General features: G+C 54.4%; 12 protein-coding genes. 4 read left to right on the top strand and 8 right to left on the bottom strand.

From position 1 onward, the window contains the following. Window positions 1–2: 2 nt before the first annotated feature. Window positions 3–1370, bottom strand: a complete 1368-nt coding sequence (locus K5621_RS02780; protein ID WP_221050370.1) for an alanine/glycine:cation symporter family protein — start codon at window positions 1368–1370, stop codon at window positions 3–5. A 118-nt stretch (window positions 1371–1488) separates the two neighbouring features. Further along, window positions 1489–2451 carry a LysR family transcriptional regulator gene (locus K5621_RS02775; RefSeq protein ID WP_100143051.1) on the bottom strand — a complete coding sequence of 321 codons (963 nt, stop codon included), beginning with the start codon at window positions 2449–2451 and terminating at the stop codon, window positions 1489–1491. A gap of 92 nt (window positions 2452–2543) precedes the next feature. Here K5621_RS02775 and K5621_RS02770 point away from each other — a divergent pair, with 92 nt between their 5' ends. Continuing rightward, window positions 2544–3485, top strand: coding sequence for a sodium-dependent bicarbonate transport family permease (locus tag K5621_RS02770; RefSeq protein WP_221050369.1), 942 nt, complete (start codon window positions 2544–2546; stop codon window positions 3483–3485). Here the strand turns inward: K5621_RS02770 and K5621_RS02765 are convergent. After that, the gene (locus K5621_RS02765) at window positions 3473–4045 is read right to left on the bottom strand and encodes an SRPBCC family protein (RefSeq protein WP_221050368.1); all 573 of its coding nucleotides are present in this window, start codon (window positions 4043–4045) and stop codon (window positions 3473–3475) included. The two genes, K5621_RS02770 and K5621_RS02765, sit on opposite strands and share 13 nt — an antisense overlap. 234 nt (window positions 4046–4279) lie before the next feature. Between K5621_RS02765 and K5621_RS02760 the strand changes: the two genes are divergently transcribed. Then, window positions 4280–4681: a hypothetical protein gene (locus tag K5621_RS02760; RefSeq protein WP_221050367.1), complete on the top strand. Its 402-nt coding sequence runs from the start codon at window positions 4280–4282 to the stop codon at window positions 4679–4681. Window positions 4682–4775: 94 nt separating this feature from the next. Then, a complete protein-coding gene (locus tag K5621_RS02755; RefSeq protein ID WP_221050366.1) occupies window positions 4776–5015 on the top strand; it encodes a hypothetical protein in 240 nt (79 codons plus the stop codon). Between the two features lie 117 nt (window positions 5016–5132). On the opposite strand, the gene K5621_RS02750 is transcribed toward K5621_RS02755, so the two are convergent. The 5 genes from K5621_RS02750 to K5621_RS02730 all read right to left on the bottom strand — a co-directional run bounded on the left by K5621_RS02750 (window position 5133) and on the right by K5621_RS02730 (window position 10731). Then, window positions 5133–6587, bottom strand: coding sequence for an MBL fold metallo-hydrolase RNA specificity domain-containing protein (locus tag K5621_RS02750; RefSeq protein WP_221050365.1), 1455 nt, complete (start codon window positions 6585–6587; stop codon window positions 5133–5135). Window positions 6588–7027: 440 nt separating this feature from the next. Next, window positions 7028–8269 (bottom strand): organoarsenical effux MFS transporter ArsJ, encoded by a 1242-nt coding sequence (gene arsJ, locus K5621_RS02745; protein WP_245003128.1) that lies wholly within the window; start codon window positions 8267–8269, stop codon window positions 7028–7030. A gap of 11 nt (window positions 8270–8280) precedes the next feature. Beyond that, window positions 8281–9294 (bottom strand): ArsJ-associated glyceraldehyde-3-phosphate dehydrogenase, encoded by a 1014-nt coding sequence (locus K5621_RS02740; protein WP_221050364.1) that lies wholly within the window; start codon window positions 9292–9294, stop codon window positions 8281–8283. 13 nt (window positions 9295–9307) lie between these two features. Continuing rightward, a complete protein-coding gene (gene arsB, locus K5621_RS02735; protein ID WP_221050363.1) occupies window positions 9308–10330 on the bottom strand; it encodes an ACR3 family arsenite efflux transporter in 1023 nt (340 codons plus the stop codon). A 65-nt stretch (window positions 10331–10395) separates the two neighbouring features. Continuing rightward, window positions 10396–10731, bottom strand: a complete 336-nt coding sequence (locus K5621_RS02730; protein WP_221050362.1) for an ArsR/SmtB family transcription factor — start codon at window positions 10729–10731, stop codon at window positions 10396–10398. Between the two features lie 778 nt (window positions 10732–11509). Between K5621_RS02730 and putP the strand changes: the two genes are divergently transcribed. After that, on the top strand, window positions 11510–13006 hold the full coding sequence (putP, locus tag K5621_RS02725; protein ID WP_100143042.1) for a sodium/proline symporter PutP: 1497 nt from the start codon (window positions 11510–11512) through the stop codon (window positions 13004–13006). Window positions 13007–13029 lie beyond the last annotated feature (23 nt).

The raw sequence follows: 13029 nt of genomic DNA, 5'->3' as shown, positions 1-13029 counted from the left end.
CACTATTTTTGCAACTCAGCCTGACGCTGCTTGATAAAGTATTCCCGAGTCAAAGTAAAGACCACTGGGCTGAGCAGCGCCAGAGCTATCAAGTTGGGGATCGCCATCATGGCATTCAGGGTATCGGCCACCAGCCAGATAAAGTCCAAAGACGCCATGGCGCCCACAGGCACCATCAGAGTCCAGACCAGGCGAAACGGCACTATGGCCTTGGTACCCAATAAATACTGCACGCATTTTTCACTGTAAAAGCTCCAGCCGAGAATGGTGGTAAAGGCAAAAATCGCCAGTGCCACGGCCACTATGTACTGCCCTATGGGCAAGGCATGGCTGAAGGCATAGGAGGTCAAGGCAGCGCCGGTTTCCCCCGAGGTCCAGGCGCCGGAAACGATAATCGCCAAACCTGTGATGGAGCAGACCACTATGGTATCGATAAAGGTACCCAACATGGCCACCAGTCCTTGAGCCACAGGGTTATTGGTCTGGGCAGCCGCATGGGCAATCGGCGCACTGCCAAGACCCGCCTCATTGGAAAACACCCCTCGGGCCACCCCGAAACGTATGGCGGCCCACACGGCCGCCCCGGCGAAACCGCCCTGGGCCGCCACTGGGTTGAAGGCGCTCTCGAATACCAGCTCCAGCGCCGCCGGGATTTGATCGAAATAGACCACAATCACAGCCAAGCCTGAGGTAATATAAAACACAGTCATCAGGGGAACCAACTTACCGGCAACGTCGGCAATCCGCTTGATGCCGCCCATCAGGACGGCCCCCACCAGGATCATCATCGCCAGGCCGGTTGCCCAGACTGGAACACCAAAGTTGCTGTCCAAGGCATCGGCCACCGAATTGGCCTGCACTGTATTGCCGATACCAAAACCGGCAAAGCCACCAAATAAAGCAAATAGCGTTCCCAACCAGGCCCATTTCTGGCCGAGGCCATTCTTGATGTAGTACATGGGGCCGCCTATGTGGTTGCCGCTGTCATCGACCTCGCGATACTTGACCGCCAGCACGGCTTCAGAGAACTTGGTGGCCATTCCCACCAGCGCGGTGCACCACATCCAGAACAGTGCCCCCGGGCCGCCAAGAAATATTGCCGTCGCCACTCCGGCGATATTCCCTGTGCCTATGGTGGCCGACAGTGACGTCATCAGCGCATTGAAGGGGCTGATCTCCCCTTTCATATTGGTGTCTTTATCCGGGATCCGCCCGGACCAGAGTAAACGGAAGCCTCTCCCCAGCTTGAGAAGTTGCATAAAGCGCAAACCTATGGACAGAAACAGTCCTACCCCCAGGATCATCACCAGCATGGGCACACCCCAAACCAGGCTGTTGAGCTGGCTAACCCACTCCATTATTGTTTCCATTCCAACCTCATATAGTTATTGTTATCACTGCAATTTCTACCTGTTATTTATGGCAAAATTGCATAGGGAACGTCCAGATTACAACGAAAGATTAACAATTGGAAACCCGAGGTCAAACTCAGTCGGCGCTCAACCCCAGGTTGGTTGGTAGCTGGGCGATATCACCAGCCACCCATTCGGCCTCTATGCACTGCTGCAGATGCTCAGCCATAAAATGTACCAGCTGCCGCGCCGCATAGGGCATACGCCTGTCTTTACGGCTCACCAGATACCAGTTGCTCTCCAACGGGAAGCCCTTCACGTTCAGAATGGCCGGGCGCTCACGCCCTTCCTCTAGGGTATGGGCCGAAATAACTGATAGCCCCAACCCAGAGGCGACCCCCAAACGAATGGCCTCATTGCTTTCTATCTGCATACAGTCGCCCAGTTCCATCCCCTGACCGCTGAGCCAAGACTCAAACATCAAACGGGTAGCCGACCCCGGCTCACGAATGAGAAAGCGCTCGCGACTGAGCTGCTCAAACTTGAGTTCACTCTGCCCGGCGGCCCAATGATCTCTGGGGGCAATCAACTGCAGAGGGTTACGAATGATCCGTGCCGATTGCACAGTTTCGCCCCTGGGAGGATGGCTGAAGAGGTAGAGATCGTCTTCCAGATGCTCAAAACGATTCAGCACATGGGCACGGTTACCTATGTTCAGGGTGACTCGGACACCGGGGAAATGGCGATAGAAGGCGCCTAGGATCCGCGGCACCACGTACTTGGCCGTGGTCACCAGGCCGATATTGATGTGGCCGCTCTGCCCTTCCCGCACCTTGGCCAGCATGCCGTTGAAGTCTTCCAGACGGGTCATCACATCGATGGCGGCCCGGTACAGCTCCTGCCCAACCTGAGTCGGCCGTAGTCCTCCCGGGCCGGTTTCCAGTATGGGCTCACCCACCAGCTCGGCCAGCTTTTTCAATTGCAGCGACACGGTCGGCTGAGTCAGATACAGGTGTCTGGCAGCGGCGGAAATATTCTGCCGCCGGACCACTTCGATATACACCTGCAACAAGCGCAGGCTGAGATGGCGAAGATCCATAGATAATTATCTATATATATGTAGTGAATAATTTATTTTCCAATATAGCGCCGGGCGAGCACAATCTCCAGCCGTCTAACAAGGAGAACCCCATGCCTGATGTTGTTATTGCCTTTTTCGGCCTAGGCCTGTTGGCCGGTCTGCTCAAATCGGATCTCAGAGTCCCCGAATCCACCTACGAAACCCTTTCCATCCTGTTAATGCTGACCCTGGGCCTCAAGGGCGGCATGGCGCTACACGGCCACACGGATCAGCTGTCCTTTGCCGAGCTGGGATTGGTGATAGGTCTGGGACTGGCTATCCCGCTGGCGCTGTATCCCATATTGAAAAAAGTGGTTCGCCTATCCCAGAGCGATGCCATCAGTATTGCCGCCCACTACGGTTCGGTCAGTGCCGGGACTTTTGCCGTTGTCTACGCCATGACAGAGCAGCTGGGCTGGCCACTCAAGCCCGAAACCACTCTCTATCTGGTATTGCTGGAGCTGCCATCCATCATAGTCATGCTGTGGCTCTATCGACGCCTGAACCGGGATAAGCCGGGACGCAGCGGTAATATCCTGCTGGAAGCGCTTACCAGTCGTGGGGTGATATTGCTGGGGGGCGGCGTGCTTATCGGATGGGGCTACGGCGCTGAAGGCTTGGCCTCTTTGAGCCCTGTGCTGATGCAGGGATTCAAGACCTTGCTGGCGCTGTTCCTGCTGGAGATGGGCTTATGTACCGCCAGGGTGTGTGCTCCGCTGCCCTTGAGTCACTGGCGTCTGTTGGCATTCGCTGCCATCACGCCTTTCGTACTCGCCTGGGTGGGTATCATTACAGGTCACGCCCTGGGGCTGCCCGCCGGTTCGGCACTGGTACTGGCCGGCCTCTGCGCCAGCGCCTCTTATATTGCGGCACCAGCGGCGATCCGCGCGGCCATTCCATCGGCCAATATCGGCGTGGCCATGCTGGCCTCGCTGGGGGTCACCTTCCCGATTAACCTGCTGATAGGGCTGAATCTTTACCGTCAATGGGTAGCCTGGATTTACGGGCTCTGAACTTGTTCCTGCGGCGCGGGTGCAGACTCGAGTAACAGCTTGAGATTGCTGAGCCCGCGCAATAGATCCGTGGCGATCATGGTTTCAAAATCGACAAACAGAAACATCAGATTCATCGGATAATCCAGATGCCCCTTAAAGCCCCAACTGAGGTTGGTTCTATTACCTTCATAGGGCTCAAACAGCATGTAGGCGGGTTCAGTGGCCTCTAAGGGAGTCAGAAATCTGAGCTCATAATCGATGCGTTTGTTGGTATCCATGGCGACTATCTCCTGCTCGCCGCGGCCCACCTCTGGGTTATCACTCTCCCAAGCCGAGACAAAGCCAACAGAACCATCGATGCCACGATAACTGCGCTTCATCGCCGGATCCATCTTGGCCCAGACGCTGAAGTTATCTTGATTCTTAAGATACTTCACATAGTCATAGACCTCGGCCACCGGGCGGTTGATCACCACATTGGTGGTCACCTGGTAGTCGCTTTTGACAAACAGGGCGGCGATCAGCGGCACAGCCACCATCAATGCCGACAGGATAAACAGTGTCTTGATAAAACGCATAAGGATTCTCCAAACAAGTTTTCACCCGACAACCATTACTTGCCTGAGTATATCCCGCAAACCGCCCAAAAGTAACAAGATTGTTAATTGATGGGGATTGCAATTTGAAAAGATCGAAAAATAAACTTTGGCAGAGAAGCGAGCCAAGCCACAGTTCCCGCCAGGCGATTTGTTGTACAAATACTTTTAGGTTACAGTCACCTATATACACGGATGTCTAACCAAGGGATTGTAATGGGACTTATCCTGGCACCACTGCTGATTATCTGGCTGGCAATACTGACTGTGGCGGGTTACCAGACCACCTTATACTTCAAAGAGACCTTCAGTCTCAGCGGCCTATTGGTTTTTGCCGGCATCAGTTTGCTTTGCGCCGCCCTCTATTTACTGATCCATTTTCGGCGCTATCAAGACGCCGAAACCTTAAGTGTTTTCGAGATCAGTCTGGACCTCTTATTCAACCCCATCAGCGGTGGCATTTGCGTATTGGCGCTGCTGCTGATCTGGCTGGTGCCCATGGGGGCTTGCAAGCCTCTGCTGCTGGCATTGGTGCTTGGCCTGGCGATCGCTACTCTGGCTGGGGTCGCTCTTGAGGAGAGTTTTATGACAAAAAATGGGATCCAACGTACCCACTAAATAGAGGTGGATGCGGCTAAGGCTCGCCGAAGCCTTAGCCGCATCTTCACTGTGATATCCGGCCACTGAGGCCACAGCAATCCAAGGAGAGAGAATGATCCAACTCAGCAATAAAGAAACCGGCACCGTTATCGGGCATATCTCCGAACAGCAGTTGCAGTTCCTGATCGACAACCTGGTAGAAGAGCATGATGACGATCAGGATTACTGGCTGAACCGTACTCAACTAGAAACCTTTAAGGCCATAGAGGCCGATGCCGAGCTCATCAATCTATTGGAAGCCGCCATGGGCGAAGCCGATGAGCTGGAGATCATCTGGCAGCGCCAGGGCTAAAGCCAGGTTTGCACCAACAATAAAAATGCTCCTTAATAACGGAGCGTTTTTATTGTTAATGGCAAAGATAAAATAACCCAGGTTAATTCTCAGAAGCTGTTAAGCCTGACAACTCACTTAGCCCACAATCCAACTCAGTTCGGGAAGACGGCTAAGATCCAGCTTGTCGCCTTCGGTCGCTATGGCCGAGGCCTGGGGTCTGGGCTTGGGCTGCACGCCATCGGCATGTTCCAGCACACTCAGGAGTTGCCGCTGGGCATCCGGCTCACCGTGAACCAGAATGAGTGGCGGCGCCCCTTCAAACTCACGATACCAGCGCAGCAGTTCGGCCTGATCCGCATGGGCCGACAATCCGCCGACTGTGTGAATTCTGGCGGCGACATTCACCGAATTGCCGTTGATGGTGAGCTCACTGGCACCATCGACCAACAGCCGCCCCGGGGTTCCCAGTGCCTGAAAACCACAGATGATAATGTCGCACTCGGGCCGCCACAGATTGTGTTCCAGATGACAGCGGATACGACCGCCGTTACACATGCCGCTGCCGGCAATAATAATAAGCCCCTGGTGTACGTCGTTGAGTTCCATCGACTCTTCGGTACTTTGAATAAACTCTATCCCAGACAGCAGCGGGTGCTGCCCGGGGTGCTGATGCACGAAGCGCTTGAAGTCCTCGTCCATCAAGGGATAGTTATTGATATACACCTTGGTGGCCTCTATGGCCATGGGGCTGTCGAGGCAGATTTTCCAGCGTGACAGATCCCATTCCCCGGCATAGAGGTGAAACAGATACAAAAGCTCCTGCGCCCGGCCAACCGAGAAAGCAGGGATCAGGATATTGCCGCGGCTCTCACTGATGGCTGTCGCGAAGATCCCCTTGAGTTCTTCCAGGGTCGCCTCCCAACTACGGTGCAACCTATCGCCATAAGTGCTTTCCATCAGCACCAGATCGGCCTGTTGGATCAGCGTAGGATCTTTGAGGATCGGCATACCGGCGCGGCCAAGATCGCCACTGAACACCAGTTTTTTCTGGGTGTTACCATCATTGATCCACAGCTCCAATAGCGCCGACCCCAGAATATGGCCGGCATCACTCAAACACAGGGTCACACCGGGAATGGGATCCAGCTTGGTGCCATAGTCCAGTGGAATAAAGCGGGTCAGTGCCAGTTCGACATCTTCTTCGGTGAACAGCGGCTCTATCGGTTCGAGATCTTGCCTGGCGCGTTTGCGGTTCTGCCGCTCGGCATCACGCTGCTGCAGCATGGCGGCGTCCTTGAGCATGATGGCGCACAGATCCATGGTGGCTTTATGGGTGTAGATGGGGCCGCTAAAACCCTGCTTCACCAGCAGGGGCAGCCGCCCAGAATGGTCGATATGGGCGTGGCTCAACACCACTGCAGTCAGGGATTCAGGAGCAAAGGGAAAGGCTTCATGGTTACGCAGTTCATCCTGCCGCCCTCCCTGAATAAGACCACAATCCAACAACAAACTTGCATCGTTGACCCGCAACAGATGGCAGGAACCTGTGACTTCCTGGGTGGCACCCCAAAACTGCAAGCTCATGGACATAACACTTCCCTCTTTGAAACAATTCGGCCAATGATGCTACGGATAATCTTCCCAACGCTAATAAGCCAGGATCTCGGGAAAACTCTGCCGCACCTTCCTAAGGAAGGTGCGAATAAGTCCTCGTGGCCTTCTCTTTTGTAGAGAGTGGCTTGCACAGCAATTGGCGTTCAAGGCATCTGACTGAAGGCATGCCGGGGCCTGTCGAAGTCGGATAACGCAGAGAGCCGGTTGCTGTGAAAGCCCCGAAGGGCGTTGCTTACAAACCTGTCTGCTATGTTGTGCTTCTTGTAAAGGACTAGCCATTTGCTGCGAACCACGCCTTGCATACAGGCCTGTAAGCCAACGCAGAGCACGCATGGGACTTGTTCGCACCTTCCCTAAGCCTATGCCCTTATGGGAAAAAGTGACACTCCCTTATAGTCTAATTTTGCAATGGATCATTACGCCTCATGCTCTTGGGGCAGACCACGGGAGATAATCAGAGTCAGCAGTAACATGGCGCTGGAAACCCACAGACAAGCCTCCAACCCCCACCACTGAAACAGCGCACCGGAAAGCACTGTGCCCAGCAAGCGCCCGGCGGCGTTGGCCATATAGTAGAACCCCACATCCAGGGATACCCCATCCTCGCGGGCATAACTGACAATCAGAAAACTGTGCAACGAAGAGTTCACCGCAAACAAGGCGCCGAACAGCAACAGGCCGCCGATCAGCCAGACGTACGAGTATTGGCTGTCAAGCCCAAGGGCGATAAGCGCGGGCACCAGAGTGAGCAAGCCGCACCAGAAGAGCGCCGCCGCCCGTCCCGGCAAGGCCGAGTCTTTATGCTTGCCAACGGTCTTGCCGTCAGCCCTGGCGGTCAGCCTGGGCGCCAAGGCCTGCACCAAGCCGTAGGCGATAATCCAGCCGGCCAGAAAGCCCCCCACTTGCCAGTGATCCCAGCCAAATTGGCTGGCCAGATACACGGGCAAGGCCACCACAAACCAAACATCCCTGGCAGCAAACAGAAACAGCCTGGCCGCAGAGAGAATGTTCACTGCCCGGCTCTTGGAAAACAGCTCACTGAACTTGGGCTTATTCTTGGCCTGGCCCAGTTCCGCCTTGAGAAACAGCAGCGAGCTCAGCCACACCAAGGTCAAAACAGCGGCCATGGCGGCAATGGCACCGGCAAATCCCAGCAGGCTAAGCAGGGCGCCGCCGAGGAAGAAACCTATTCCTTTGAGGGCGTTCTTGGAACCGGTCAGCAACGCCACATAGCGATACAGGGTCTGTCCCGCCTGGGCCGCATCCTTGGGTACCAGAGTCTTGATAGCACTCTTGGCACTCATCTTGTTGAGATCTTTGGCAATCCCCGACAGTGCCTGGGCCGCCATCACCCAGGGAATGGTCAGCCAGGCCTGAGGCACCAACAGCATGGCCAGCGCCACTATCTGCAGCCCAAGGCCGATATTCATGGTGCGGTTGAGCCCCAAACGGGCGCCGAGCCAGCCGCCCAACAGATTGGTGACCACACCGAAAAACTCATAGAAGAGAAACAGCATAGCAATGGCCAGCGCACCGTAACCCAACTGATAAAAATAGAGCACCACCAGCATGCGTAGCGCGCCATCTGTCAGGGTAAAGGCCCAGTAGTTACCGGTGATCAGCAGATATTGGCGCAGCGCCGGACTCATTTCAGCCATGGTGTAGTCCTTCAGGCATCCCGGTCCAAACGGCCCACCATTAGCGCCAACTCGGCGGTACGGTTGGCATAGCCCCATTCGTTGTCATACCAACAGTAGAGTTTGAGCTGAGTGCCGTTGATCACCATGGTAGACAGCCCATCCACTATGCAGGAGCGGGGATCTGTCTTGTAGTCCACCGACACCAGCGGCCGCGACTCGAAGCCGAGAATGCCCTTGAGCTCAGTCTCGGCCGCCTGTTGCAGCAAGTCGTTGACCTGTTGCTCTGTTACTGTTTGCTCCAATTCAAACACACAGTCGGTCAGCGAGGCGTTGGCCAGCGGCACCCTGACCGCATGGCCGTTGAGGCGGCCTTTCAGCTCAGGGAAGATATGGGTAATGGCGGTGGCACTGCCTGTGGTGGTCGGGATCAGGCTCTGGCCACAGGCGCGGGCACGGCGCAGATCCTTATGGGGCGCATCCAATATAGTCTGGGTGTTGGTGATGTCGTGAATTGTGGTCATGGAACCATGACGAATACCGAAGTTCTCATGGATGACCTTGACCACAGGCGCCAGACAATTGGTGGTACAGGATGCGGCTGTCACTATCGGATGCCTGGCCGGGTCATAACTCTGATGATTCACCCCCATCACCAGGTTAGCGACGCCGTCCTCTTTCACAGGCGCTGTCACCACCACCCGTTTCACCCCTTGATCAAGATAGGCCTGCAGCAGCGCCTTGGTTTTCATCTTGCCCGAGGCCTCAATCACCAGATCGCATTGAGACCAATCGCTGTCTGCAATGGCCTGATTGCGACTGGTCGCTATCCGCCGCCCGGCTATGACTATGGCGTTGTCCTCATGCTCTACTGGGTGCGGCCAACGGCCATGAACCGAGTCAAACTCCAGCAGGTGCGCCAGGGTGGCGGCATCACCCGCCGGGTCGTTGATCTGCACAAATTCGAGTTCCGGCCAATCCCAGGCAGCCCTCAAGGCCAGCCGTCCCATGCGGCCAAAGCCGTTAATTCCCACCTTTATTGTCATCTCAGTTCTCCTTTTATTTGTTGGCCGCAAGCCAATTACCGCGGCGGCGATTGGCAAATGCCACCAGAGACAGCATCACAGGCACTTCCACCAGAACCCCGACGACTGTGGCCAGCGCCGCTCCCGAGTGCAGACCAAAGAGGGAGATAGCCACGGCAACCGCCAGTTCGAAAAAGTTGGAAGTGCCTATCATGCAAGCCGGGGCGGCTATGTTGTGGGGCAGGCGCAAACGCTTCGCCAGCCACCAGGCCAGCAGGAAAATACCGTAAGTTTGCAGTAACAGCGGGATGGCGATCAGCACAATATTTTGCGGCTGGGCCACTATGGTTTCGGCCTGCAGAGCAAACAGCAGCACTACCGTCAGCAGCAGCCCCAATATCGACCAGGGCTTGAGCTTGGACAGCAAGGCCGTGATCGCCCCTGGTCGGCTATTGAAGTGTTTGCGGGTCAATACCCCGGCTAACAAAGGCAGCAACACATACAGCGCCACAGACAGAATCAAGGTTTCCCATGGCACCTGTATATCGCTCACCCCCAGCAGCAGCGCCGACAGCGGTGCGAAGGCAAAAATCATGATCACATCATTGACCGATACCTGCACCAGAGTGTAGTTGGCATCGCCCCGGGTCAGTTGACTCCAGACAAACACCATGGCGGTACAAGGAGCGACTCCGAGAAGGATCATCCCGGCGATATACTCCTGCGCCGTTTGCGGCTCTACCCAAGGGGCAAACAAAAAACGGAAAAAGAGCCAGCCAAGCAGTGCCATGGTAAAAGGCTTCAGCAACCAGTTGATCACCAGCGTCAGCAGCAATCCCTTGGGATTTCGGCCAACATCCTTGATAGCGGAAAAATCGATTTGCACCATCATGGGATAGATCATCACCCAGATAAGCACGGCGATCACCAGATTGACATGGGCGTATTCCAGCGCCGCAATTGCGGCAAATACATTAGGTGCCAGATAACCCAGCGCTATCCCAGCTAAAATGCACAGCCCTACCCACAGGCTAAGCCAACGTTCAAAAATGCCCATACATCCCCCTCTCCGGTTCCCCGGCGGTTAACTTCCGGCGCTCAAGTGATAGATTTTGGCCGGTTTTAACAGCAAGCTTGCGGCCTCGAGGCCATGGCCTCCAGCCGAGTCAGCTCATCAGCAATAAAGCCAGGGTTGGCCGTCAGTGTGTCCCGCAGCAACTGCTCGCACCAGGGTGCCAGCTCGGGGCTGAGACGATAAAACACCCATTGGCCCCGACGTCTGTCTTGCAGCAACCCCTGAGTTCGCAGCTGCGCCAAATGACGGGAGATCTTCGGTTGACTCAAGGCCAGGGCCTCAGTCAACTCGCAGACACAAAGCTCTCCCTGCTGCAGGATCAACAGCAGGCTGCGCAGCCGGGTTTCATCGGCCAAGGCTTTGAAAAAATTCGGTAGTTCCATGATAAATGCCGCTCCTTAAGGCCAATATTCGGTCAGCCATACATCTGCCGTTTCAGTTGCCACTCAAATAAACACCTTCAGCAACCGGCGGAATATATGGATAACCAGATATATGGTAAATCATATATAAAAACGCCTATAGTTCAAGCGCTATTTTGAAGAGTCTATCGACGTTGGGCAGAGCGTCTGGCCCAGCGATTGCGCGGGTTTGCAACTGTTCATTTAGCAGAGTCAGGTACTGTCGTAAATTAATTTTAAACTCTAATTATTTCCGGCTTATTTCAGAGCTTGATTGCAAAACAGTTATAGCTCAAATCGAGATCTTATCGCTTGTCTTATAATTGCATGCAATATATTAAAAATTGATAAGCTTAAGAAAATAAAAACATAAACATATGATTTTAAACAAATAATATAACAAAAACCCAGCAATAACCCAGTAAATCAATCAGATATAAACTTGATCATTTTCTGATAAGCATGAATAATATCGTTCGAATCAAAACCATTTGAACACTAATCATTTAATTGGTTAGCCTTCAAGTGGTTTTTCATTAGCCCAACTTTAGATAAAACTTAAGGAAGGAGAATCACGATGAATGCCAACAGCTCACAGGAGTCTGACAGTCATCTTTCACGCTACCAAATCAGCCTCAGAGATAAAGCCAAGTACCTGATCCAATTAGGGTGTTTCTGGCTCGTACTCTCAACCTACCTATACCCATTCTGCAAACAAAAACTCAATCAAGCCTTCAGTGGCAATAACGGGCACTAATCTATGGATTATTCGAGTTATATCTCTTTGGCCATCTACTTTGTGGTCATGTTGGCGATAGGCCTGTTTGCCTATCGCAATTCTACCGATGATATTTCGGGCTACATTCTCGGCGGCCGTCAGGTCAGCCCTCAGGTCACGGCGCTGTCGGCAGGTGCTTCCGATATGAGTGGTTGGATGCTGATGGGTCTGCCGGGCGCCATGTTTGTTATCGGCTTCGACACCATCTGGATTGCGCTGGGCCTGCTTATCGGCGCTTGGTTCAACTATCTGCTGGTGGCGCCCAGGCTCAGGGTTTATACCCAGGAAGCCGATGACGCCCTGACTCTGCCGGACTTTTTCAGCAAGCGCTTCGAGAAGAAAAACGGCTCGGTGCGGATGATTTCTGCAGCGGTGATCATACTCTTCTTTACTCTCTACACCTCTGCCGGCCTGGTCGCCGGGGGCAAACTGTTTGAATCCGCCTTCGGCCTGAGTTACCAGCTAGGCCTGGTGATCACTGTTTCAGTGGTGGTGGCCTACACCCTGCTGGGGGGCTTTCTGGCCGTCAGTATGACCGACTTTGTGCAGGGCTGTATTATGTTTGTCGCCCTGGTGATGGTGCCTATAGTGGCTTTTCAGGAGTTCAACAATGGCACTGAGATGATGGCGCAGGCCAATCACACCATAGTGCCTCTGTCTGAATCTGTGGAGAAAATGAGCCTGCTGGCGATTGTTTCCAGCATGGCCTGGGGACTGGGCTATTTCGGTCAACCACACATCATAGTGCGCTTTATGGCAATTCGTTCGGTGAAAGATATCAAGACCGCCCGCAACATAGGCATGAGCTGGATGTTGGTGACCATACTCGGCGCCCTGGCCACAGGTCTTATCGGTGTTGCCTATGTCAACAAGTTCCACCCAGGGCTGCAGGATCCGGAAACCATCTTTATTCTGTTCTCGGAAATTCTGTTCCACCCCTTGGTGAGTGGCTTCCTGCTGGCGGCGATTCTGGCTGCCATCATGAGCACTATCTCTTCACAGCTACTGGTATCATCCAGTTCACTGACCGAGGATGTTTACCGCGCCGTGTTCCACAAGGACATAGACGAGAAGAAGCTGGTGAATATAGGCCGTTTCGGGGTATTTGCCGTTGCTGCCGTGGCCACCTTGCTGGCCCTGGATAGCAACAGCAGCATACTGTCACTGGTGAGTAACGCCTGGGCCGGTTTCGGTGCCGCCTTCGGGCCACTGGTGCTGTTCAGTCTGTTCTGGTCGAAGATGACCCACTCGGGCGCCGTTGCCGGTATCCTCACCGGCGCCATCACTGTGCTGCTGTGGATCCTGCTGCCTGTCTTGCCCGATGGCAAGACACTCTCCAGCGTGATCTACGAGATAGTTCCCGGCTTTATCATAAGCTCTGCGGCGATAGTGCTGGTCAGCCACTTTAGCCAGGATCCCTCACACTCAGTGCAGGAGACCTTCCACGCTACCCGGGAAAAACTGCAGCAGGTCGGCTGATAGCTGGATAGAACAGCTCCCCA

Source organism: Shewanella carassii, assembly GCF_019670705.1.
GTDB classification, from domain to species: domain Bacteria; phylum Pseudomonadota; class Gammaproteobacteria; order Enterobacterales; family Shewanellaceae; genus Shewanella; species Shewanella carassii.
Note: the sequence above shows the minus strand (reverse complement) of the source record. Positions and strands in the feature narration are given on the sequence as shown.